The organism is Virgibacillus sp. JSM 102003 (assembly GCF_041949995.1).
In the GTDB taxonomy this organism is placed as follows: Bacteria; Bacillota; Bacilli; order Bacillales; family Amphibacillaceae; genus Lentibacillus.
Window position 1 is genome coordinate 141717 of the sequence record NZ_JBHFQH010000003.1, and the last position, 24034, is coordinate 165750.

The 24034-nt window shown below is 34.5% G+C and carries 22 protein-coding genes; 15 read left to right on the plus strand and 7 right to left on the minus strand.

What is annotated here, in order from left to right; all coding sequences use genetic code 11:
• Positions 1–16 precede the first annotated feature (16 nt).
• The 4 genes from ACE1TG_RS04770 to ACE1TG_RS04785 all read left to right on the plus strand — a co-directional run bounded on the left by ACE1TG_RS04770 (position 17) and on the right by ACE1TG_RS04785 (position 4673).
• Entirely contained in the window at positions 17–1204 is a 1188-nt protein-coding gene (locus tag ACE1TG_RS04770; RefSeq protein WP_375051218.1) for a glycosyltransferase, read from the plus strand.
• Positions 1205–1348: 144 nt separating this feature from the next.
• Positions 1349–2851 (plus strand): flippase, encoded by a 1503-nt coding sequence (locus ACE1TG_RS04775; protein ID WP_375051219.1) that lies wholly within the window; start codon positions 1349–1351, stop codon positions 2849–2851.
• Positions 2848–3669, plus strand: a complete 822-nt coding sequence (locus ACE1TG_RS04780) for a sulfotransferase domain-containing protein (RefSeq protein ID WP_375051220.1) — start codon at positions 2848–2850, stop codon at positions 3667–3669. Before ACE1TG_RS04775 ends, ACE1TG_RS04780 begins: the two co-directional genes overlap by 4 nt.
• A 26-nt stretch (positions 3670–3695) precedes the next feature.
• Positions 3696–4673 (plus strand): sulfotransferase family protein, encoded by a 978-nt coding sequence (locus ACE1TG_RS04785; protein WP_375051221.1) that lies wholly within the window; start codon positions 3696–3698, stop codon positions 4671–4673.
• Between the two features lie 1051 nt (positions 4674–5724).
• On the opposite strand, the gene ACE1TG_RS04790 is transcribed toward ACE1TG_RS04785, so the two are convergent.
• Positions 5725–7485, minus strand: a complete 1761-nt coding sequence (locus ACE1TG_RS04790) for a glycoside hydrolase family 3 protein (protein WP_375051222.1) — start codon at positions 7483–7485, stop codon at positions 5725–5727.
• A 441-nt stretch (positions 7486–7926) separates the two neighbouring features.
• On the opposite strand from ACE1TG_RS04790, the gene ACE1TG_RS04795 reads away from it, so the two are divergent.
• The 3 genes from ACE1TG_RS04795 (at position 7927) to ACE1TG_RS04805 (ending at position 9475) form a co-directional block, all read left to right on the plus strand.
• Entirely contained in the window at positions 7927–8160 is a 234-nt protein-coding gene (locus ACE1TG_RS04795) for a hypothetical protein (protein WP_375051223.1), read from the plus strand.
• A gap of 41 nt (positions 8161–8201) precedes the next feature.
• Positions 8202–8663: a hypothetical protein gene (locus ACE1TG_RS04800; RefSeq protein ID WP_375051224.1), complete on the plus strand. Its 462-nt coding sequence runs from the start codon at positions 8202–8204 to the stop codon at positions 8661–8663.
• A gap of 320 nt (positions 8664–8983) precedes the next feature.
• Positions 8984–9475, plus strand: a complete 492-nt coding sequence (locus ACE1TG_RS04805) for a DUF1097 domain-containing protein (RefSeq protein WP_375051225.1) — start codon at positions 8984–8986, stop codon at positions 9473–9475.
• Between the two features lie 380 nt (positions 9476–9855).
• Here ACE1TG_RS04805 and ACE1TG_RS04810 read toward each other — a convergent pair whose 3' ends face one another.
• The 5 genes from ACE1TG_RS04810 to ACE1TG_RS04830 form a co-directional block, all read right to left on the minus strand.
• Complete coding sequence (locus ACE1TG_RS04810) at positions 9856–10305, minus strand: serine/threonine protein phosphatase (protein ID WP_375051226.1); 450 nt, start codon at positions 10303–10305, stop codon at positions 9856–9858.
• Positions 10286–10486: a metallophosphoesterase gene (locus ACE1TG_RS04815; RefSeq protein WP_375051227.1), complete on the minus strand. Its 201-nt coding sequence runs from the start codon at positions 10484–10486 to the stop codon at positions 10286–10288. Before ACE1TG_RS04815 ends, ACE1TG_RS04810 begins: the two co-directional genes overlap by 20 nt.
• A 74-nt stretch (positions 10487–10560) precedes the next feature.
• A complete protein-coding gene (locus ACE1TG_RS04820) occupies positions 10561–11385 on the minus strand; it encodes a phosphoenolpyruvate hydrolase family protein (protein ID WP_375051228.1) in 825 nt (274 codons plus the stop codon).
• A 62-nt stretch (positions 11386–11447) separates the two neighbouring features.
• On the minus strand, positions 11448–12668 hold the full coding sequence (locus tag ACE1TG_RS04825; protein ID WP_375051346.1) for a Tm-1-like ATP-binding domain-containing protein: 1221 nt from the start codon (positions 12666–12668) through the stop codon (positions 11448–11450).
• Positions 12669–12769: 101 nt separating this feature from the next.
• Positions 12770–13972: a phosphoenolpyruvate hydrolase family protein gene (locus ACE1TG_RS04830; protein ID WP_375051229.1), complete on the minus strand. Its 1203-nt coding sequence runs from the start codon at positions 13970–13972 to the stop codon at positions 12770–12772.
• 300 nt (positions 13973–14272) lie between these two features.
• On the opposite strand from ACE1TG_RS04830, the gene ACE1TG_RS04835 reads away from it, so the two are divergent.
• Entirely contained in the window at positions 14273–14395 is a 123-nt protein-coding gene (locus ACE1TG_RS04835) for a hypothetical protein (RefSeq protein WP_375051230.1), read from the plus strand.
• Between the two features lie 436 nt (positions 14396–14831).
• Here ACE1TG_RS04835 and ACE1TG_RS04840 read toward each other — a convergent pair whose 3' ends face one another.
• Positions 14832–15842 (minus strand): SIS domain-containing protein, encoded by a 1011-nt coding sequence (locus tag ACE1TG_RS04840; RefSeq protein ID WP_375051231.1) that lies wholly within the window; start codon positions 15840–15842, stop codon positions 14832–14834.
• A gap of 275 nt (positions 15843–16117) precedes the next feature.
• Here ACE1TG_RS04840 and ACE1TG_RS04845 point away from each other — a divergent pair, with 275 nt between their 5' ends.
• From ACE1TG_RS04845 to ACE1TG_RS04875, 7 genes are all read left to right on the plus strand, one after another.
• Positions 16118–16855 (plus strand): GntR family transcriptional regulator, encoded by a 738-nt coding sequence (locus ACE1TG_RS04845; RefSeq protein WP_375051232.1) that lies wholly within the window; start codon positions 16118–16120, stop codon positions 16853–16855.
• A gap of 140 nt (positions 16856–16995) precedes the next feature.
• Positions 16996–18291 (plus strand): ABC transporter substrate-binding protein, encoded by a 1296-nt coding sequence (locus ACE1TG_RS04850; protein WP_375051233.1) that lies wholly within the window; start codon positions 16996–16998, stop codon positions 18289–18291.
• A gap of 62 nt (positions 18292–18353) precedes the next feature.
• Positions 18354–19229, plus strand: coding sequence for a carbohydrate ABC transporter permease (locus ACE1TG_RS04855; RefSeq protein WP_375051234.1), 876 nt, complete (start codon positions 18354–18356; stop codon positions 19227–19229).
• A 42-nt stretch (positions 19230–19271) separates the two neighbouring features.
• Positions 19272–20105, plus strand: coding sequence for a carbohydrate ABC transporter permease (locus ACE1TG_RS04860; RefSeq protein ID WP_375051235.1), 834 nt, complete (start codon positions 19272–19274; stop codon positions 20103–20105).
• A 30-nt stretch (positions 20106–20135) separates the two neighbouring features.
• Complete coding sequence (locus tag ACE1TG_RS04865; RefSeq protein ID WP_375051236.1) at positions 20136–20963, plus strand: TIM barrel protein; 828 nt, start codon at positions 20136–20138, stop codon at positions 20961–20963.
• 32 nt (positions 20964–20995) lie between these two features.
• Positions 20996–21778 (plus strand): fructoselysine 6-kinase, encoded by a 783-nt coding sequence (gene frlD, locus ACE1TG_RS04870; protein ID WP_375051237.1) that lies wholly within the window; start codon positions 20996–20998, stop codon positions 21776–21778.
• A gap of 693 nt (positions 21779–22471) precedes the next feature.
• Entirely contained in the window at positions 22472–23821 is a 1350-nt protein-coding gene (locus ACE1TG_RS04875; protein ID WP_375051238.1) for an alkaline phosphatase, read from the plus strand.
• The last annotated feature ends 213 nt before the right edge of the window (positions 23822–24034 follow it).

Genomic DNA, 24034 nt, shown 5'->3' on the forward strand with positions numbered 1-24034 from the left:
ATTAGGAGAATTATAAATGAAAAAAATATTGATAGTAAATAACGGTTTATCTGGAGGTGGAATACGTCAATCTCTTATTAACTTACTGGAAGAAATCCCTTTCAGAGAATATGAAGTTGATTTACTACTGTTTAAAGATAGTGAATTTGTTGAAAATAATATAAGCAATAACAAATTACGTGTATGTAAAGAGCCCTTCCTCATGAATTTATATTCTACATCGGTTAAGGATTTCATTAAACGGAACTCTTTTGTCAAGGCAATGTTAAGTGCAATAATAAAAATTATAGTTAGAATGTTAGGCTCTAAAACAACATTTGGTATTCTTCTAAATATTACACCAAAAACGAAAAGCTATGATGTTGCTATATCATATTCAAATGATATTTGGAAAGAAGGAAAATTAACATATTTCACAGGAGTTAATGATTATGTTTTGAAGTGTACACGGTCTAAGGAAAAAATTGCATGGATTCATAGTGATCCATACAAATTAGGGTTTTCTTATAAAATATGCCAAAAAACTTATGAAAAATATGATTTTATTGTAAATGTAAGTTATGCATGTAAAGAAATATTTGATGAAATTATACCAGAATATAAAAAGAAATCTAAAGTTGTGTATAACATGTTTAATATAGATAGGATAAAAAAACAATCTAATATTGAATCTCCATTCACTAAAAAGGTTTTTCATATAGTTACAGTTGCTCGCTTATCAAATTATGAGAAGCGTATTGATAGAATAATAAGTTGTTGCGAAAGGTTAAAGAGAGAAGGTGAATTCCAGTTTCAGTGGCATATTGTTGGTGATGGCAAAGATAGAGATTGGTTAAAATCTTTATCTAAAGAAAAAGGATTAGATGATGTGATAATTTTTGAAGGCAAGAAAGAAAACCCTTATTCATATATGAAATCTGCAGATGTGGTAGTACTTTCATCTGATTTTGAATCATATGGGATGGTTATAACTGAGGCATTTATTGCTGGAACACCTGTTATATGCACAAATTATCCAGCTGCTCAAGAAATCATAGTTGATGAAAGAAATGGCTTATTAACAGATTTTACTGAGAATAGCATATGTGATGCAGTTTATAGAATGGTAAGGGAAGATAGTCTTTTAATAGGAATGAGAGATTATATATTAAACAATAAAATTACCAATAAGAAGAGCCGTGAGCAACTAAGAGAAATTATTTAAGAAACAGGTAAGATGAGAAGTATATTTAGTATTTTAAATGCACTTACAAATTTTATTTAGGAAAAAATAAAAAATTAGTTTTTTTAATAAGTATAGTGCTTAAGTACTGATCTTTATAAATCTAATTAATAGGAAGAACATAATATGAATAAAGAATTAGGTAACGTTACTAAACAATCAGGTTTAGTATTTATGGGTAAAATTGTAGGGCTATTAATAGGATTACTTTTTAATATTGTTGCTGCTCGTTTTTTAGGCGCTGAAATATACGGGGAATTTATGTATATTTTTACTTTTATAAGTTTTTTTCCAATATTAGCTTTATTTGGCTTACAACAAGGATTGGTATACTTTATTCCAAAATATAATGAAACGGGAAAAAACGAGGAACGAAATAGCATAATAACCTTTAGTTTTCTTTTAGTGTTTTTATTTAGTAGTATAATTGTTTTATTAATTTATTGTAACAGTGAATATATTGCTGGAAAACTTTTGAACAATCCAGACTTAAATCATTTAGTAAAATTAATGTCCCCTCTTTTAATATTTATGGCACTAAGTCAACTTTCTCAAGGTGTTTTTCGTGGAACTAATAAGATAAAATATTATGTTACTAACCAGGAATTGTTAGCCCCCCTATTAAAAATATTTGTTCTTCTGGTTACTCTCTTTATCGGGGGGGAATATTACAGTTTACCTTTTGCCTATTATACAGGAGTTATTATCGGAACAATATATTTAGTAATAATTATTTACAAACTTAGACTATTCGGTAAACTTAGCTTACTTAAGCTAAGTAAATATAAGGAATTATTTAGATTTTCTCTACCATTATTATTTACTGGCTACTTGGGATTAATTAGTCAAAAATCTGATTTACTGATGATTGGTTATTTCCTTGGTGAAGGCCAGGTAGGTATATACAGTATAGCATTAAAGATTGGAACTTTAAGTAGCTTTATACTTGTTGCATTTAATACTATGTTTGCTCCAACAATATCCTCTTTGTATCATAAAAATGATATGAATAGTTTGTTAAATTTGTATAAAGTATTTACAAAATGGATAGTATTAGTCAATTTAGTTGCTTTTTCATTAATATTAATCTTTAGTGAAAGTATAATGAAGTTATTTGGCGAAAGTTATATTGAAGGCTCACTTGCTTTAGTTTTAGTATCTATAGGTCAAGTAGTTAATGCAGGTGTAGGGTCAGCGGGTTACATTATAATAATGACAGGTAATTCTAAACAGGCAATGTATATTAATATTATATCGGTTGTAGTTAATGTTAGTTTAAACATTATGTTGATCCCTGAATTTGGCATAGAAGGTGCTGCATTTTCTTCTTTAGTATCTGTTGTAATTGTTAATATTTTACGATTGCTTTTAGTGTATAAAAACCATAATATGCATCCTTATAATTTTAGTTATATCAAGGTGTTACTAGCAATCGTTATTGCTAGCACATTTATAGGTTTGTTAAACTATTGGCTTAACATTTATTGGTTAGTACAATTAACAGGTTTGATATGTTTGTTTCTAATAATCTTTAGTGTGATTTATTACCTATTGGGATTATCGAAAGAAGATAAAATGATTTTAAATACATTATCAAAAAAACTGATTAGAAAAGAGGTTATCAAATGACTATATTTATTAATCAATTAAGAAGTATACCGTTTAAAATTAAAAGGCCTCTATGTTCTTTAGGATTAGGTAGTAACCCGAGTTTTTTAATCCTAGGTGCTCAAAAAGCAGGTACTACTTCATTGTTTAAGTATATAGAAAAATATGCAGAAAATTTTACACCACCTATAAAAAAAGAATTATATTTTTTTAGTGAAAAATATCATAAGGGATATTCATGGTATAAATCATGGTTTCCGTTAAAATTACAAAATGGACATATAACAGGAGAGGCAACACCAGATTATTTATTTTACCATAAGTGTGCAAAAAGAGTTTATGAAAAATATCCCAATATGAAAATGGTTGTACTATTAAGAAATCCTATCGATAGAGCTTATTCACAATATAATTTTCAAAGAAATTCAAATAAAACTAACGCGTATAATCCTTTGACGTTTAAGGATGCATTAAATGAAGAACTAAATATTAAAAATATTCCAGAAGAATTTGATTTTTATTATAAGTATAGATCCTATTTAAAAAGAGGGCATTACTATGAGCAAATTAAAGAATGGATACATTATTTTCCTGAAAACCAAATTTTATTTATTGAATCAGATAGCTTTTATAAAGAAACAGAGTATTATTTAAAGGAAGTTTTTTCTTTTCTAAATCTAAAATTTAAAAAAAATAAAAAATTAAGTTTTAAAGCCCAAAATAAAACAGAATATTCAGAACAACTTAATCACAGTACTAGAGAGTTCCTTCGTGAGTATTATAAGCCACATAATGCAAAGTTATATTCATTATTAAATAGGGATTTCGAGTGGAATTGAAAAATTAGTGATAAGAGAGGGATAAAATGAATCAAGAACCAATTTTTATTTTAGGTGCTCATAAATCTGGAACAAGTCTTTTAAGGAATTTATTTGATGGTCATACTCAACTTTTTGTGATTCCTATTGAAACGCATTTCTTTCAACATAATGGTTTATGGATTGATTATGGAATAAGGAGGCAGTTTACTAGTTCCTTGGATGAAAATGAGATTAAAGATAATTATATAAAATGGATAAAATATGTAAATGAAAATGCAGATTTGTATGCTGATAGTAATACTAAAGGCTTTTGGGATATCGAATTACTTGAACAAAATTTAAGTAATATAAGTGGATATAATAACTTAAAGAAATCTATTGAGAATTTCACTGAATCTATGTATTATGCTCTTAGATCTGAAAAATTAAGTGATAATTTAAGAATTATTGAAAAATCTGTAGAAAATGCAGAATATGCAGTACTTTTAAAAAAAATGTTTCCTAAAGCAAAATTTATTCATATTGTTAGAAACCCTTACTCAAATATAACTTCGATAAGAAAGTCTAAATCTCAAAATGGATATCCAAATCTAAGAAGAATAATGCAATCTATGTATAATAGTTATTATTATTTAGAAAAAAATCAAGTTTTGATAGACGACGACTACTTTGTGTTAAAATATGAAGATTTAGTACAATACCCAAATGAAAATGTTAATAAAATTATAGATTTCACAAATATAAGACGCGATAATATTCTTTTCCGTCCAACAGTAAATGGGGAAATTTGGGATGGTAATAGCACAACAAATAAATCGTTTAAGGGGCTATCTAGTGAACATCTAAACAGATGGACAGATGAAATAGAACCAATAGAGATAAATTTAATAAATACCTGTTTTAAGCATATATTAAAACGATATGGTTATGAGATAATTGATAAACGTAATTATTTTAAATTATCAAAAAATGAGAAAATAAGAACATATTTAGCAAATAGACTATTAATAAAATATTTATAAATTAATATAAACGAATAATTATTTAAAGGGGAATAATCATTCGTTAACCCGCATATTAAAATAAAATATGTTATATTATAAGACCCTAACGTGGATATGTCTCTGGGGGGAAGAACAGTGGTAAGTATTGTACTTCTTTTAAGATGACTAGATTAATAGCCAGTGGAATTTAATGATTAGTTAATTTTGTTATAGAGTTCAGAGAAGCATGGGGACGGTTCTTTTGCTTCCTCAGGAACTGTCCCTTTCATTTTTTGATGTTTGCATTTTATAATAATAGGTTTAAAGAATTAGTATTGCTGCTTTAGAGAGTGTAGTACAAGATTATTCCTATCTAAGTTTAAGTTTCCAATGATCTTTAGGAGAAGTTAACTATTTAAATGACAATTGGATTTTTTGCCAGAAAGAGATCTAATGGTATGTTGTTTACGGCATAGTAGATATAGGTAATGGATACCTTTCATGTAGAATCCCGCGGGTGCCTACATGAAAAAAGCTACATGCATATAATTCTGGTTTTTTTGCTGGAACTTTTTAATCATAATGTTCAAATCTACTACGGCAGAAAGTTTTTCAAGCAAATGATTTCCGGAAATCTTTCGTATAATACGGAGTGAAAGCTTGATTGCTTAGGCTCTTATCGAGACATGGAATGCCCCCTTATGGTTGGTGTGTAATAATACTATTTGGGTGGTGATTGAATCCCGTAATGTTTTAAACCGGCATCTGTATCACTTTTCGTAACAATCCCTACTTTTGGTGTGACAGGAAACCCATTCCAGGTCTTATCCATAGACTGTGGAATAGGGGACACAGAAACATCTTATTTTGGCGGACTATCCTCTTTTGCAAAGACTGTATCACTAGTTACGTGTACTGTAAATAACGTACTGAATAATAAACCGGTAGCAACAGCTACCTACCCTAGACCTTCTTATATAATAGTTTTTCCTCCTTCTAAATCTAATGAAAAAACAAAGACTCACCTCTTAAGTGAGGCGAGTCTCTCTTAATAACAGATACATAATTGATAACCAGCTATGTCTAAATTTTAGTAGCTTAAGCCAATACCAAAGTCATAAAAACCATCGATTGCTACAGGTAGCTTTCCACCTGGTTGAGCACCGAAAATAACATCGATGGCAGCAGTCCAAGAGGTAGGAACTGGTGAACCCCAGCGTTCGATTGCGTAAGATGCTAGATATGCATCTACACCATCATAATTTTGAACATCGTATGGCAGTCCTAGCGAAACAGCTACTACTGGTTTGTCAATTTCGGCAAGTGCTGTGACTAGCTCACCTTGTCCGGCAGAGAGTCCACTTGCAGAGAAAGTAGGTGCGATAATACGGTCTACTTGTTCTGCCTTTGCAAGAACATCTGCAATCTCTGCAGCAGAAGGATTTCCAGAGGTAATGATTGATTCTACATCACCTTTTGTATGTTGTTTCACTACATCGACAATATCTTTTATATAATAATCATCCCCGTAGATTTGTGGACCAACGACTAGCGTTGATTGACCATTTTCCTCAAAAGGTAGTACACCATCATTTTTCACTAGAGTAATAGATTGTTGTGCGATTTCTTTTGCGAAATCTTTATGTTCCGGTGTATTAACGACTTCTGTCGCTTGTTCAACGTCGACAAATCGATTGTCAAATAATTTATACTCTAGCTTTTTCATTAGGATTCTTTCAAGTGAAGCATTGACACGTTCTTCGGTAATTTCACCTGATTGATAAGCAGAAAACAGAGAGTCGAATGTTTCAAGCTGTTGATCATAAGTACCTGTAGCCATGACGATGTCTGCGCCAGCTTGAACAGCCATAACCGCTGCACGACCACTGCCCCATTCTTCATCAATTGCATCCATGGACATTGCGTCTGTAACAATTAATCCATTAAATCCTAGTTGTTCGCGTAATAATCCAGTAAGTACTTTTTTAGATAAAGTACCTGGAAGTTCAGGGTCTATTGCTTCAATGATAACGTGAGCTGTCATGATAGAGTCTACTCCTGCATCAATCGCAGCTTGGAAAGGTGGAAGGTGAATTTCTTCTAACGTTTCTCGGTCATATGTAACCGAAGCTAAACCGTAATGCGAATCAACACTTGTATCTCCATGACCAGGGAAGTGCTTGGCAGTTGCAATCACACCATTTTCCTGATAACCGTTAACTTGAGCTACTGTCATTTCTGAGACTAGATCTGTTTGTTCACCAAAAGAACGTACGCCAATAACTGGGTTAGCCGGGTTTGTGTTGACGTCAGCAACCGGAGAGTAGTTCCAATTAAAACCAACAGCTCTTGACTCTACTGCTGTTACTTCAGCAACTTTTTTGGCAGCATCAAGGTCTCTAGTTGCACCGATACCCATTTGACGCGGGAATGTCGTACCATCCGTTACATGTTGAACAACTCCATACTCTAAGTCTGCAGATGTAAATAATGGGATACTTAAATCAGTGTCATTTGCCCATTCTTGGAGCTGATTATTATATTGAGCTGTTTTTTCAGCATCCCTGTTACCATAGACAATAACTGAGCCTGCTTTATATTCTTGAATTAATTCTTTCGTTTGTTCATTAGGAAGTTGTTGATTGTTATCATGGGTGGAAGGCATTACAAGTTGCCCTATCTTTTCTTTTGGAGTCATGTGTGCAATAATTCGCTGAACCATACCATGGTTTGCTTTCATATTGGGTGGATAATGAAGATCATCTTTTTTAGCTAAGGAAGTAATTGGACCAGTGATAACCAGTGTTGTAAGTAGTGTGATAATACTCAAAATACTTATTACTCTTTTCACTTAAAACCACTCCTCTATTAAAATTATTAAAATCATCATTTCGGCTCTACAGGATTTTCTAGGATGGCCTAAGACTATTTTTGTTTTTCAAAAGTAATACACAAGATAACTTCCCCATTGTAGTTACCCACTTGGGAAAATTCATGTAGAAGAAGTATTTACTATTCAAGTTAAATATAAGCTAAAACTGTCCTCCTTTCCTTAATGTTACCTTTCCATAGGGGGATTGATTCACCTTAATGTTAACGCTTACATTTAACTTACATATATATGCTATATCCTATATAACTGGATGTCTATACTACTATAGCACCATAATCTATAGGATTAGGTAGAGTTATGGGGAGGCGTGGGGGCGGTTCTTCCTAACTTAACTAATTTACTAGTGAATATGACTGTCAGACAATTCTACTGTTTTTTCTACAAAATATCAACAAAGCGATGGAATCGTTGGATCTGAAGAATAATGATAGAGTCAAAGCGTTAGAGGAGTGGGCCATTACCCCATATGATGCTGTGAAAATAAAAAACTTTTCACGGATTATAGAGGAAAACGATAATTTTAAATTAAATGGTAACCTTCAAAGGCTAAAAACACCTGTACATGACCCAATATTACAGCTTGTTTTTGGTGTGATAAATAGTATGAATGGAACGATTTCATTATTTGATTAAAGTGGAAGCTGGCTGTGTTAAATAACCCTAATTATCACGGAATGAATATTTTTATGGCAGTTATTAAGACACTGAGCCATTTTATAATAGATATAGGAACGAAAAGAAGTATTGTGCCACCATTTTTCTCGCTGACACAAGTGATAACCTTTGACACCCCTATTGATATTAATGACCGTGGAACTGTAAGAAAGATGAAATTAAATGAGGTAGCGGAGAGAATGTATTCTGTTGGAGGCTATAATTTTAATCATTTTCTTGCCATGTCACTAGCGCCGTTATGCGTGGAGGTCATTATACGTGCTTATCATTGGATGACAAATCGAACAATAACGAACCAATTCAAGCATGATTACAAGCTTGCAAGTATGCTGGCGCTTGGCCATTCCATAACCATGTCGGGGAATGTAATGAAAATGTGGTTAAATGGTTGGAGTCCACTAGCATTTAATTATTCTCAAATGACAATTGAAAGCAGCCAGGTCACTCGTGATTTGTCATAATCGGCTTAGATTCCCATAAATCTTCTCTCGTTATTTGGGCTATTTCTTAAACCTCAAATATGATTTTATAGAAAGTCACCAGGAAAATCATTAATAAGTAACATAAAGACAAGTTTGTGAAACATAAAAACATTAACTTCTCTTCCGGAAAACGTTATCATTAATGTAATCAATGAAAACGTTTTCTTTCATCTTATCAAAATAGAGAAATAGAGGAGTGGTTAATGATTAAACAATAATTAACTTTATATTAGTAATTGCGGACTGGTCAAGACTTTATATATAAAAATAGTTTTATATTCGAAAGGGAGGAGAATTTAATGGGTTTTATACCAGCAGTTGGAATAAGTGTAGGCATTTTAGCGGGGTTATGGACTGTAGTAAGTTCAAGTTTAGGATTGATTACTTTTGCAGGTTTTTTATCATGGGCGAGCTTTTATGCAGGCGGGACTAAAATAGAGGGGTTAAAGACCTCCTTAATATTAAATTTCACCGGCGTGATTTGGGGCTTTTTAATCATTCAGATTTCCGGACTTTTAGGGCCACTAGTCGGTTCTACTGTTGCGCTTGGAATTGGAGTTGCAGTTGGAGCAGCAGGCATGTGTTTTCAGGGAAGTATATCATGGCTTAGTTTTATACCTGGAGCATTTATAGGGTGTTCCACGTATTTCGCTGCAGGATTTGATTTCGGCGGTGCGGTAATAGGTCTTATTTGCGGTGCTGTATTAGGATATCTTTCTGAATTAGGTGGTTTCCTTCTGCAAACAAAGGAAGAAGATGATTCTGTAAATGAAGAAGCCCAGGCACTTTAATTGTTATAGAGTAAAGACGAGAATGAATGGGTTGGATCTCCACTATATACATTTTTAAGAGAATTATGTCTACTATACTACATTAAAAAGATGACTTCTGTATTACACAGAGGTCATCTTTTTCGTTCTAAGGAAAGAAAGTATAAAATTTAGGCTCTAAGAAATCCACTGTCAGCAGAAGCCATGTCAAGCTCCAGCGGCTACCCCCTCGAGGTCTTAAGCAAAGGCTCTATGTGGAAAAAGTCACCATATAGCCTTTACTTAAGCTAGTTGGGGGTGAACAAGGCGCTTGCGCTTTGCTTAAATGCGTTAATGGAAATTACATTATGAGTCTACATGATATTGATTCAGCACTTTTCCATTTACAATTTCTAGGCAGTTTAATTGATCGCCATATGCGCATCACCATCTATTCCTATTTTATCAGAAGAAAACCAGATAGCATCTAAACCATAGATGTCTCTAGTCTTGGTATGGCCGAAGACTACTAGTTTATTAACCACTGTATTTTGATTAAGAAATACTTCTCTTATGGTGAAAAAATCTTCTTTCGGCTGGTCTCTCCAATTCTTAAAAACAGGATTTAACCCTGCATGTACATAAATATAATGTTTGTCTTCATAATACCATCGTGTGCTTTTCAGAAATTCGATATGATCCATAAACTCCTGACGAATGAATTCTGCTATATGTTGAATAGAAGACGTTTGCTTCAGGCCATAGTTCTCTAGTGTTTCACATCCACCATAGTTGATAAAAGTCTCGTAAGCAGTGAAACTGGACTGTTCGATTAATCTGACAAAGCGGTCATCATGATTTCTCCTTAACACAATGATAGGGTTCAGTCAGCTTCTTTATCAATTGAACGACCTCTTTGCTTTTAGGACCTCTGTCTATATAAACTCCTAACAAAATCAACTGATCATGATTCGGCCGGTAATGAATAACCTGTAATAACTTTTCAAACTCATCGAGACAGCCGTGAATATCACTTATGACTAGCGAAAGCATTTGTTATTCCTCCCATAAAGCAGAAATAGATCTAGCCCTCTATAAGGACTAGATCTGTTTACGAAATCGTATAGTTACTTTTTAATTTTTTTAAATGCAGATGATTGTTCTTTAATTCCCCGTTCAGCTGCAAATCTTTCAATACTAGAGGCACCGAAGAATCCAACAACGCCATCTACTCGTTTGATCACATACTCCGCATCCTCCGGTTCTGCAATTGGACCACCATGGCATATGACGGAAATATCCGGATTAACTGCTTTCCCGGCATTTGCAATCCCTTGGATGCGTTCGACACAGTCATCAAGGGTTAAAGCTGTTTGCGCACCAATCGTTCCTTTTGTTGTTAATCCCATATGTGCTACTAGAATGTCGGCACCTGCTTTCGCCATCTTCTTCGCTTGTTCTTCATCAAATACATAAGGCGTGGTTAATAGATCTAATTCATGTGCTTTTCGAATCATATCAACTTCTAAGTCATACCCCATACCTGTTTCTTCCAAGTTCGCACGGAAAGTTCCATCGATTAAACCAACCGTTGGAAAGTTTTGTACGCCGCTAAAACCTTGATCTTTCAATTGCTTAAGGAAAACATCCATGACTCGAAATGGATCTGTTCCGTTCACGCCTGCTAGTACAGGAGTCTCTTGGACTACCGGCAATACTTCATTACCCATTTCTACCACGATTTGGTTTGCATCTCCATAGGATAGAATCCCAGCTAAAGAGCCACGGCCAGCCATTCTGTAGCGGCCAGAATTATATATGATTAACAGGTCAGCTCCACCATTTTCACTGCTTTTTGCAGTAATTCCAGTACCAGCGCCAACCCCTAATAAGATATTTCCTGAGCTAACTTCATTTTTAAAACGGTTTAAGATTTCTTTTCTTGCTAACATCCCCATCTGCTCCTTTTTTTTGATAGATAGATTACAAAGATGAACCCCTATACAAGGCCATATTATTTAACTTGTGATTTATTTAAGAGTTGAACTAATTGTTCTGCAGCTGTTTCAGCAAATTCTTGATTATTTATATCCGTATCTATTTCAATGATTTCAACTTTACTTGAATCAATATTTGCCTTTAACGTATCAAATAACATCTTGTCTTCTTCAGGGCCGTAGAAATGCTGACCGTCTATATCAAGTCCTGACAGACCGTTTAATGGCAGCATCAAAATAGTATTCCCATTTGCCCTGTTCAATTTTTCTGCAATGATTTCGCCTAATTTCTTATTTTCTTCGACTGTTGTCCGCATTAGGGTGATCATAGGGTTATGCTTATAGAAATTACGACCTTCATAATGTCTTGGAACCGATTCAAATGGCCCGAAGTTTACCATGTCTAATGCACCTAACGAAACCACCTGAGGAACATCGTTATCTGTTGCCGCTTCTAAACGATTCGGACCACCATTCAATATGCCGCCCATTAATTCATCTGCCCATTCTGTAGTTGTCAGGTCAAGTACGCCGTCGACATATCCATCGGAAATCAGTTGTTCCATTGTTCGACCACCCACACCTGTTGCATGGAATACTAACAACTCGTATCCTTTCGCTTCTAAATATTCTCTTGCATAATTCACGCAAGTCGTTGTTAAACCGAACATAGTCGCTGCGATTAGTGGTTTTTTCTCCACTTCAGCGTTATTTTCATAATTTACCATTCCAACGATCGAGAATACAGCATTGGTAAATATTTTAGTAGAAATGGTATTTAAACCGGCTACATCGACAACCGATGGCATCATAATAAGATCACTTGTTCCAACATAAGGTTCGGTGTTGCCAGATGCAACGGTTGATACCATAATTTTTGGAACACCAATTGGAAGTGCACGCATTGCAGGTGCCGCAATCGATGTGCCTCCTGATCCACCAAAGGATAAGACTCCATCAAACTTTCCTTCGTTATATAACTTAGGTAATAATACTTCCATCCCTCTAGACAAGACTGCGGTCGCCCTCGAACGATCCTGCTGTGCTGCAATTTCGCTAATATCTTCGCCTGCTGCAGCGGCTACCTCCGCATTAGTCACATCGGGTACGAATTCTGGTTCAAACACACCTGCGTGAACCGTAACAGTTGCTAGTCCTAACGAATTAATCAGTTCCTTTACATATAAATACTCTTTTCCCTTTGAATCGAACGTTCCAACTAAAGCAATCGTCTTCATCATTTCATCACTCCTCGTTTTTGAAAAATCATCAGAAAACGCTTCATCCATCATAATTAAATGATAACGCTTTCCAGAAGAGAAGTTAATGTCTTTATGTATTACAAACTTTGCTTTACGTATGTTTCTTTATATTCCCTTGGTGATACCTTTTTATATTTCTTGAAAATTTTACTGAAGTTTGTATAGTTCGGATAACCAACCATTTTTGCCACAATGTTTAACGGTACATCTTTTGTCTCCAGGATCTCAATGGCACGATTTATACGAAAATCAATAAGGTATTGTGTGAAAGAGATGCCTAACTCCTGTTTAAACAGTGTGCTTAGATAGGTACGGGATAAATTTAAAATCTTGGCGAGTTCATTAATGGATATCTCTTCCATGTAATGTAAATTTATATACTTCTTAATGAAGTTGATGTAATTTTCCTGACCTCCAATACCCTCCATAATTGTTTCAATCAATCCATCATAATTAAAATCATTGGTTTGCTTAAAGGATTTAGTAATTTGCGTTAATGTGTGCTCGGTTGGAGTCCGTTCAAAAACCGAACCTCCAATATAACCCATAATGTCTGTATCATCGTACATAAATTTTACATCGGTTGGACTTGTAACCGGGCCACCATAAATCATTTTCATAATGTTTGGGTTGCGTTCATTACACTTGTTGAAAATCCTGACTGCCTTCTTTTTTGCTGCTTGCAAGGATAATATTTTTCTTGCACCCAAGAAGCCACCTGCAGTGAACCCTAAGTGGACACAAATAACGTCAGCACCTGCGTCAATCATTTGGATAGCCTGATCCTCATCAAATACAAAAGAAACCGTGAATAACCCTTTTTGATTAGCAATTCGGATTGCATCTACTTCTCTATCATAAGTAGCGCCGTCATCTTCCAATGCCTGTCGAAAATGTCCATCGATAAATCCTATACTAGGAAAATTGTTTATACCAGCAAATCCTTTTTCCTTAATCTCATCAATATATTGATCTAATTCTATTGTTGGATCACTCGGAATTATACCAAAGCAAATCGGAATATCCTTAATAATTGGAATGAGCTCCTTGCTGGCAAAATCCATCACTAGTTTATTACTGTTTTCATAAGCAAGAAAGCCAGCTAATGAACTAACCCCCATTTGCCTAAAGCGCCCAGAGCTCAATGCAAGAATAAAATCTGCTCCTCCACGTTCCACATATTTACCTGTCATTCCAGAACCAGCCGCAACACCAATTAAACTACCTTGAATCTTGTAATGATCATACAGTAACTTTCTAACCCGATCCTTCTCATCCAACAACCATTCCCCCCACAACTATTGATTTCTGGGACACGAGGTCAGGCCACTTGTCCCATCTATTTTTATTTTAACGCTAACCTTCATCATAGAAAAGGAGAAGCATGGAGACGGTTCTTTTGCTTCCTTGGGAACTGTCCCTTTAATTTTTTGATGCTTTTTATAAATAATGGGTTTGAAGAATCAGTTTTTAATTGCTGCTTCAGAGTGCCGCAGCGCCACATAAAACTCCTCCTATTAAATATTGCCATCATGCTTCCTGTTTTTTTAGAATATTTAATTTATGAAAAATTTGGTAAGTTGTTATATAATATTTTTAGAGAGAATTTATATCTCGTTCTTCTTCAATCAACAGCTTCATTTGGAACGGAAATTGGATATAAAGGAATGTATTTAGCAGCCAGTACAATGGCGCTTATCTAAATAGTTAGTAAGTATTACGTTCTCTCTTTGATTTGGCTCGTTTGGTTTCTATTCTGGTGCCTGTTCTTCCTGGAAATTTTAAGGGAATAAATGTAAGGAATATTGATTGTGTAAAAGCAAATTCCCCGGCAGTATTGTTTTATCTGCTGGGGAATTTGGTAGTAAATATAATTTTCGTTGGGTCGAAAGTAGTAAGGGTGTGATTTAAATCAGTAAATTCCTATAAGTATAACGTATAACCAACTTGGATTTACTCCTGAAAGTTGAACAATATACTCCTATACGAAATCGAATCATTATAATAGCTTGCTGTCCCTTTTAAGAAGTTCAATAACTTTATTTAGAATCATTGCTTTCCTGAAAAGGGCACCCTCATCATAGTGTAGTACAATAGGTTATTCAGTACATAAAACTTCTAATGTTTTAATGTATTTAACTAATAATCGATTTTTCGGTAGTAGCGTGTATCTTCCATTTTATGACCAGTATAATATTCATAATGTTTTGCTAGACGATCAACAAGCAACGATGTCGAGATGGTAGGTGCTAAAATCCAACGAAACTCATCATCGATATTCTTCAGTTCAAAATCTTTTGTATCAATAACCTCTAATTTTTTGGTGAATCGCTTACAAAATTTTTCTACACGGTCATCAAGAAAACGACATTTTCCTTCACCTTTTACAAGAAATACAGGAACATCCTCCTCCACAAGTTCTAACGTACCGTGGAAAAATTCTGGGGATGGGACTGATTTTGTTCGTATCCATTGCATTTCTTCAAGTATACACATAGAGAATAGATATACTTCTCCCCACATTTCACCGCTGCCAACCCAGATATTATAAGGCTCCTGGTAATATTTTTTAGCGATTTCGTTTGCTCTTGTTTCAAATTTCTTTTTAGCATTTAACAGGTTTTTTGGTAAATGTTCAATTTGAGTAGCGAATCTCTCATACTGCGGAAAGTCATTTTTTAGTTCTAACAGCTTAAACACAAATAATAGCAGCTGCATATATTCAAATTCAACACCATTTTCAGCTAAATTTGGTATAGTCCATGTGCTTGCTTTTTCCAGTGGGGATCCTTCTTTTCCAATTAGTGAAACAGTACGGTATCCTTTATTTTTACACCATTCTGCAGCCTTAACTGTTTCTTTCGTTGTTCCAGATTTGGATGCTGTAATTACAATAGACTTTTCTGAAAGCTTCTGATGTCCTTTTAGTACAATTTCAGCTGCTTGTTCTGCATATACAGGGACATCTGTAATTTGATTCAACATTTCTTGAATTGGCCACATGATAGCAATAGATCCACCTACAGAAATAAAGAATATATTTTCGTAACCTTCTTCGTGCACTTCATGTGCAATTTGTTCAATAGTATCACGTGTTTGATAAGTCAATTCTCCATTTTTTAAGTAAATGTTTTCATCAAAGTTAAACATGTACTATCTCCTTTCAGTGCTAAAAATAAGTTGATTATAAAGTCTTATGAAGGGACTTTGGATAAAAAATGATAATGGTATATACCACTTCTGATTAAAAAAAAGCGAATAGCGAATATTAGAATTGAAAATATAGTATCAAACAATATTCAAAATAGCAATACTTTTTAAAAATAAATAAAAATTCATTGACAAATAATTTGCAAAATTATAAAATATACAACAAATGATATGGTATATACCACATAATGCAAGGCGATGAGGAAGTGAAATCAGTGCAGCAAGATATTTTGAAAAAAACAACGCTATATAATCAGCTCAAAGAAATGATCATGAAGGATATTAGAAGTGGAAAATTAAAGCATGGGGACAAAATAATGTCCGAGAGAAGAATCGCGGATAAATGTAACGTTAGCAGGATGACTGCTCGTAAAGCGTTATTGGTTCTTGAAAGGGAAGGGTTGGTTGAAAAAAGGAAAGGAGTTGGTACATTTATAACAAGAAAAATAGAGATGGATTTTATAACTTTTAATAGCTATAGTAAAGAATTAATTAAAAAAGGTATGCAACCAAGCACTAAATTGCTCGAGATATACAAAGAAAATCCTGATGAGCACATTAGGGAAAACTTAAAGATAGATGAAGACACTGACGTTATTGTTTTGAAAAGATTGCGTTTAGGAGATGGCATTCCGATTGCCATTGAGATGTCTTTCATCCCTTATTACTTATGTGCGGGAATCGAAGAGTATATTGCGGATGATGTATCATTGTATGGCACACTGGAGCAGTCTTATAATATTAAACCAGTTAAGGCAGATCAGTATATTCAAATATTACAAGCAAGTGAAGAAGAATGTAGACTTTTAACAATCCCCGGTGACAGTGTATGTATATTTATTGACTCAACAGCATTTAGTGGAGAAGAAGAACCTGTTGAGTTTACGAGATCTGTTACTAGAAGTGATATTATCAGATATTATTCACGCTTGTATTTAAACCCTTCTGAATAGTGGCCAAAGAATAATCTTATACTGTTATGCTTGAAGTGGTATATACCAATAGGTATATACATTTCCGTAAATGATTGAATTAATAGAATTAAATTTAACGTAGATTCAAAATCTTCATTTACAAAGGGAGGAAGAATGATATGGTCAGAAAAATATGGTATTTTGCATTATTAATGGTTAGCATTTTGTTGCTTATTTCAGGATGTTCCAATGATGCTTCGGGGAGCAATAACGAAGGCAATAATAATCAAATTGAGTTAAGTTTTCTCCACAAATGGCCTGAACCAGAGTATGCACCGTTTTTTGAAAAAGTTGTTAAACAATATGAAAAGGAAAATCCCAATATTAAGATAGACATGAATGCTATTGGTGATAACGCAATGAAAGATAAGTTGCGTACAACAATTGGAGGCGGGGACGCACCAGATATAGTATTTACTTGGTCAGGTCAATTTGTTCAAAAGTTCATTGATGCCGGTGTCGCTATGGACTTATCAGGTTACTTTAGTGAAGACGAAAAATGGAGTGAAAACTTTATTTCTGCCAGTCTTCAGCCATTTAAGTCGGGTGATAAGATTTATGGTGTCCCTATTCGTTTAATTGGAAAGTTTTTTGTGTATAATAAAGAAATTTTTAATGAGTACGGATTAGATGTTCCAACGACATGGAATGAATTTACCAAGGTAAATGAGGAATTGAAAGAAAACGGAATAACACCAATAGGACTTGGGAATGAACACCCTTGGGCAAGTATTCATTATTTAACAGGACTCAATCAAGAAATGGTTCCACAAGAGGTATTAGAAAAAGATTATAATCCGGAAACCAGCCAATTTGAACATGAAGGGTATGTTAAAGCATTAGAGTATTTAATTGAATTAAATGAAAACGGTTACTTTAATGATAATATTAATGCAACTTCCCATAGTATGGCAAAAGAAAACTTTATTCAAGGAAACAGTGCCATGGTATATGTTGAAACAGAAGAATTTATTCAGATTAACAATAGTTTGGAAGATGAATGGGGCATTTTTACATTACCTGAGATTAAGTCAGGAGAAGGAGAAGCAAATTATGTTACAGGCGCACCAGATGGGTTCCTAGTTTCTGATCAGTCGGAACATCCAGATGAAGCTGTAGATTTTTTAAAGTTTTTAACAAGTAAAGAAACACAGGAAATGATGGTTGATATGGTAAATTGGACAAGCGGTGTAAAAGGTGCAGTTAACGAAGAAAATGCACTACCACAGTCATCAAGAGCCCAGGAAATTATTGAAGAGGCTGAAGGCTTGTCACAATGGCTGGATACAGCCGTTGCTTCTAGGGTTGCTGATGTATATTTGACAAATTTACAACCATTATTAAATGGTGAAAAAACGCCTGAAGAAGTTATGGAAGAGGTACGAACAGTGGCTAAGGAAGTAAGAGAGAAGTAAAGGCTATACATTTCTGTGGAGTAAACATGTTTATGTGTTTACTCCGCGGAGGGAGGTTTATCATGAATATATACGAAAATAAACGTGCTTTTCTCTATATTCTACCTGCATTGGCTTTTTTATCGATTTTCGTGTTCGTTCCAATCATATTGAACTTTTATAACAGTCTGTATGAATGGAATGCTTTCTCGATTGAAAAAGTGTTTGTCGGGTTAGATTATTATCAACGACTCTTTACTGACCCTGTATTCTATACTTCACTTAAAAATAATGTGTTGTATGCTATTATTTCATTAATTTGTCAAGTTGGTGGTGGTTTAGTCCTAGCAGCAGTTTTAGAAGAGAAATTTATTCGTAAATTCCAACCCTTTTTTAGAACAGTATTTTTTATTCCCTCAATTCTATCCCTTGCAGTTGTTGGTTTGTTGTGGAAGATGATTTATCAGCCGAATATCGGTATCATCAATGAGTTCGTACGAGCAATTGGGTTCACTAACTTCTCCTTTTCGTTTTTAGGTAATTCAGACACTGCAATATTTGCGGTTATTTTTGTATCACAGTGGCAATACACGGGATACATAACAATGCTTTTTTTAGTGGCGATGCAAAAAATACCCAGGGAATTGTATGAGGCATCAATGATAGATGGGGCAAATCGTTTCCGAACATTTTTTCATATTACTGTACCTCAAGTAAAAGAGATGATATTAGTGGCGATAACTTTTACGATGGTAGGGGCATTTAAAGTATTTGATGAAGTATATATTATGACTGGTGGTGGTCCGGGCCATGCAACAGAGGTGCTTGGAACAATGCTATTTAATAGTGGTTTTAGAAACGATGAAATGGGTTATGCATCAGCAATTGCCACAGTCCTTTTCATTATTACTATTACGCTATCATTTATCCAGTTAAGACTTTCCAAAACAGGAAAGTGACCAAAGAAGTAACAGCATATATAGTTAAAGTGGGGTGAATATATGCATAAAAGTGTATTGACAAAAATAACAAACTTAATTATTTTAACTATTTTAACGATCTTGGCAATTTGTATAATTTTACCGTTCGCGTGGATGATTATTAGTGGTTTCAAGTCTAATAGTGACTTTTTTATGAGGCCGTGGAAACTCCCAACTGAATGGCTTTGGCAGAACTATGTGGATGCATGGAATTATGGTGTAGCACAATATTTTTTTAATAGTGTTTTGGTAACGGTTATTTCTGTTGTGATAGTGGTTCTGATTAGTGCGTTAGCATCGTATGGTTTGAGCCGATTTGATTTCAGAGGGAAAAACTTTTGGTTCATTCTCATAATTAGTGGTTTAATGCTGGCACCACAAGTGAGTTTAATTGCTTTATTTAAAATGCTCCAATTTTTCAATTTATTAGATAGCTATTGGGCATTGATATTTCCCTATGTAGCCTTTCAAATTCCATTTGCAGTTTTTTTAATGCGCGCCTATTTTCTGTCGTTACCACGAGAAGTTGAAGATGCCGCCTATATTGATGGATGTAGTTCATGGTCAGTTTTCTGGCGGATTATTTTACCTATGAGTAAACCAATTGTACTTACTTCCGCGTTGCTAACCGGAATGTTTTTCTGGAATGAATTCATGTTTGCACTAGCTTTTATTGAAAGTTCAGATCTTTATACAATACCAGTTGGTATAATGAGCTTACAAAGTCAGCTTGGAACGAACTATGGTGTTTTGTTATCAGGGCTTTTTGTAGCAACTGTACCAATGATTGTTGTTTTTATTATTTTTCAAAGGCATTTCATAAAAGCATTATCTAACGGTGGTGTAAAAGGTTGAACATAGATATATTTTATTGGAGGGGTCTATTTGAAGCTTGCTGCAATGAATATCACGTATAAATATTATCCTCTTGAATATTTTCTTGATTCTGTACAGCGTTTAAACTTTGATCAAATTGAGTTGTGGGCTGGAGAACCACATTTGTTCGTTTATCGAAATCTGCTTCATAAACTGAGGTATATTCGTAATGAGATTAATAGTCGGGGATTGTCCTTAGCTTGTTATACTCCTGAGCAATGTGTCTACCCGTATAATTTGGCAGCGTCGAATGAGGATTGGCGCAAGCAAAGTGTTGCTTACTTTAAAGAAAATATTCTTGCGGCATGTGAATTAGATGCAAAAAAAATGCTTGTTACATCAGGCATCGGTGATTATTCCATTTCTCATGATGAATCCTGGAAATATGCCTGTGAATCGATAAATGAATTATCTCATTTGGCAGTAAAAGAAGGAATAACACTTGTTTTGGAGCCACTTACTTATCTAGAAACAAACTTAGTTATGAATCGTCATCATATAAGGAAAATGCTTGATGAAGTTAATTCACCCAATTTAAAAGCTATGATTGATGTTGTCGCCATGGATTTGGAGAATGAAACCGTAGATGATTATTTCGATTTGTTCGGAAATGATTTAGTACATTTTCATTTAATGGATGGTGATCATTATTCAGATGCCCACTTAAGTATAGGCGAAGGTGTCTTACCGATAAAAAAGTATATTAATGAACTAAAAGAAAACAATTATACAGGTACCTGCACCCTTGAGATTATGGATAATACAAGTTACCTTAACCCAGAAAATTCATTACGAAATTCAGTATACTTTCTGAATAAAACATTAAACGGTGTTTAATAAGTATAATATATTAGAGTGAGGGTGTTTCTATGAGAATAGCAGCAGTTGGTGATAATTGCATAGATTACTATAAAGGAATCAAAAAAATTTATTCTGGTGGTAATGCTGTTAATGTAGCTGTTTATTCGGCTAGAATTGGGACACAGGCGTCCTATATTGGTATTATTGGCACTGATGCTTTTGGCGATAAAATATATCATGATATAAAAGAAAAAGGTGTTGATGTATCACACTTGCACGTTAGTGAAGGTAATACGGCAGTTACCTATGTAGAATTAAACAATAATGATAGGGAATTTGTTGGGTTTAATGAGGGAGTAATGAAAAACTTTAACTTGACGGACGAGGATATAAAGTTTATAGCTGAGCACGACATTGTTCATTCAGGCATTTCCGGTCATTGCGAAAAATATTTTAAAATCTTCAAGCAAAGAGGTTTGATAACATCTTTTGATTTTTCGGATGAAGATAAAGAAGAACTTGTAGATAGACTTGCACCACATTTGGATTATGCTTTTTTTTCATATGTGAAAGATAATCCGTATATACGGAGTTACCTAAAGTCTGTAGTTGATAGAGGTAGTAAAATAGCTGTTAGTACTTTGGGTGGAAATGGGAGTTTGGCATATGATGGTAAAAAATATTATAAATCAAAAGCAAAGGATATTGATGTTATAGATACAATGGGGGCGGGGGATTCTTTTATTGCTGGTTTTCTCAATGGTATTTATCAAGGAGGAACAATTAAAGTATGTATGGAAAAGGGAGGTGATACTGCAGCCGAAACCATTCAGTATAATGGAGCCTGGTAGCAACGTTAGTTTCGGACTATTGTTAGTTTTTGGTGCCTGTAGTTTGTCGAAAAATATATGTTGAAGGCTGCCGTTCCTTATTGGGGTTGGAAGCTTCTAAACTGTTGATATTGATACGATGATTGTTTTCAAATACCCAAACATATGAATAAAAGTTTGAAAACGCCAAAGAGATTTTAGGAACAGTATCTTTGCCCTTTTTATAATGGTAAAAACATCGTTCTATTTTCCTTTTTAGAAACATGGGGACGGTTTTCCTAACAAAGCATGGGTATGGGGGTCAGAAGAGTTATTTGGGTGTGAGTTTAGTTTTCACAGCAGCCACTAGAAGCCCCCTAAAGAGCAGCGTCATTTGGAATACATTCGACAAACAACATAGAAATCTGATTAAAGATTATTTAAGCAAGCCCCAACTTTAAAAACAAATGTGGAATAGGTTCTTCCTAACCTAAATAATTTACTAGTGAATATGACTGTCAGACAATTTTACTGTTTTTTCTACAAATTATCACACTTTATGAACCCAGTATTAATTTTTATCATACGTCCCTACTACAAATCAATCAAAATATGTTTGCGTTTACATCAAGGTTACAAACTTTACAAAACCAGTTACTATTCTACCATTTAAATCTATTTTTCTATCAACTATCATATTAAGTGAAACAATTACCAATTACTAGGAGGATGTACATGAGAAAAAAGATTTGGGTCATCGCAACAATTAGCTTGTTAATCATTGGTAGTGTTATTGGAATTAACAGCACTGATACAAATGCTAAAAGCAGTAACCAAAAGCATAATAATGGAAAGGTTAAAAACGTAATTGTCCTAATTGGTGATGGAATGGGTCCTGCTTATACTACAGCATACCGTTACATGAAGGATAATCCATCAACACCACAAATGGAGGAAACAATTTTTGATAAGTATTTGGTTGGTATGGCGAAAACATATCCTGAAGACTCAGAAGAAAATGTTACAGACTCAGCAGCCGCGGCAACTTCCATGGCTGCAGGCGTTAAAACATATAATGGTGCAATCTCAGTAGACAACGACAAAGAATCAGTAAAAACAATACTCGAGGCTGCAAAAGAAAGCGGCAAGGCTACCGGGCTTGTTGCCACTTCACAAATTAACCATGCAACTCCTGCAGCATTTGGAACGCATGATGAATCACGTCATAATTACAATGATATAGCTGACGACTATTTCGACGATATGATCAACGGTGAACACAAAGTGGATGTTTTACTTGGTGGTGGAACGAAATACTTTGATCGCGAAGACAGAAACCTAATAAACGAATTTAAAGCAGATGGTTATAATTATGTGACCACAACTGAGGAAATGCTAGAAAACGAGAATGATCATTTACTCGGTTTATTTGCTCCAGTTGGTTTTCCAAAAGCTATTGACCGGAAAGAATCAACTCCATCTCTAGATGAAATGACTAGTGAGGCATTAGAAAAATTAAGTCAGGAAAAAGACGGGTTTTTCTTAATGGTCGAAGGCAGCCAAATTGACTGGGCAGGACATGCTAACGATTCCGTTGGTGCTATGAGTGAAATGGAAGATTTTGCGAAGGCATTTGAAACTGTAATTGAATTTGCTAAAGAAAATGAACATACACAAGTCGTTCTAACAGCTGATCACTCTACAGGCGGATTCTCTATTGGCCGTGATGGTGTTTATAACTTCAATCCGGAAGCGATTAAAGCAGCGAAGCGCACACCAGAGTTTATGGCACAGAAAATAATAGAAGGTAACTCCGTAGAAGAAGTATTGAGCAAATATGTAACGTTTGATTTCACTCAAAAAGAGCTCAAAGCTATTAAAGATGCCGCTAGTAAAGATGACTTTGATACGTTATACAGCACCATATCTGAAGTGTTTAATGACCGGGCAGGTGTCGGGTTTACTACTAGTGGGCACACAGGTGTGGATGTGCCGGTTTATGCATACGGGCCAAAAAATGAAGCATTTTCAGGATTAATAGAAAATACTGATATAGCAGAAGAGATTTTTGGGTTTTTAAAGTAAAACTTTTATAGAAGCATGGGGACAGTTCTTTTGCATCTTAAGGAACTGTCCTTTTAGGTTCAACAAAGTATAAGTAATTCTGCAGTTAGCCCCTCAATACCATCCAGAAACAAATGATCCCGGCTCTCACAAGCCTCACATAAACTAGTTTAGTGTGCCGTTTTGAACATATAAAAGCAGGAATAATTGATTGAATTCCACAAACTTATTATG

Coding starts and splice junctions, on each gene's coding strand:
- ACE1TG_RS04805 (WP_375051225.1), top strand. CDS start 8,984: ATGGGTTTTATACCAGCAGTTGGAATAAGTGTAGGCATTTTAGCGGGG.
- ACE1TG_RS04820 (WP_375051228.1), bottom strand. CDS start 11,385: ATGTTAGCAAGAAAAGAAATCTTAAACCGTTTTAAAAATGAAGTTAGC.
- ACE1TG_RS04775 (WP_375051219.1), top strand. CDS start 1,349: ATGAATAAAGAATTAGGTAACGTTACTAAACAATCAGGTTTAGTATTT.
- ACE1TG_RS04785 (WP_375051221.1), top strand. CDS start 3,696: ATGAATCAAGAACCAATTTTTATTTTAGGTGCTCATAAATCTGGAACA.
- frlD (WP_375051237.1), top strand. CDS start 20,996: ATGAGAATAGCAGCAGTTGGTGATAATTGCATAGATTACTATAAAGGA.
- ACE1TG_RS04840 (WP_375051231.1), bottom strand. CDS start 15,842: ATGTTTAACTTTGATGAAAACATTTACTTAAAAAATGGAGAATTGACT.
- ACE1TG_RS04795 (WP_375051223.1), top strand. CDS start 7,927: ATGGAATCGTTGGATCTGAAGAATAATGATAGAGTCAAAGCGTTAGAG.
- ACE1TG_RS04825 (WP_375051346.1), bottom strand. CDS start 12,668: ATGAAGACGATTGCTTTAGTTGGAACGTTCGATTCAAAGGGAAAAGAG.
- ACE1TG_RS04850 (WP_375051233.1), top strand. CDS start 16,996: ATGGTCAGAAAAATATGGTATTTTGCATTATTAATGGTTAGCATTTTG.
- ACE1TG_RS04780 (WP_375051220.1), top strand. CDS start 2,848: ATGACTATATTTATTAATCAATTAAGAAGTATACCGTTTAAAATTAAA.
- ACE1TG_RS04875 (WP_375051238.1), top strand. CDS start 22,472: ATGAGAAAAAAGATTTGGGTCATCGCAACAATTAGCTTGTTAATCATT.
- ACE1TG_RS04815 (WP_375051227.1), bottom strand. CDS start 10,486: ATGCTTTCGCTAGTCATAAGTGATATTCACGGCTGTCTCGATGAGTTT.
- ACE1TG_RS04860 (WP_375051235.1), top strand. CDS start 19,272: ATGCATAAAAGTGTATTGACAAAAATAACAAACTTAATTATTTTAACT.
- ACE1TG_RS04800 (WP_375051224.1), top strand. CDS start 8,202: ATGAATATTTTTATGGCAGTTATTAAGACACTGAGCCATTTTATAATA.
- ACE1TG_RS04770 (WP_375051218.1), top strand. CDS start 17: ATGAAAAAAATATTGATAGTAAATAACGGTTTATCTGGAGGTGGAATA.
- ACE1TG_RS04855 (WP_375051234.1), top strand. CDS start 18,354: ATGAATATATACGAAAATAAACGTGCTTTTCTCTATATTCTACCTGCA.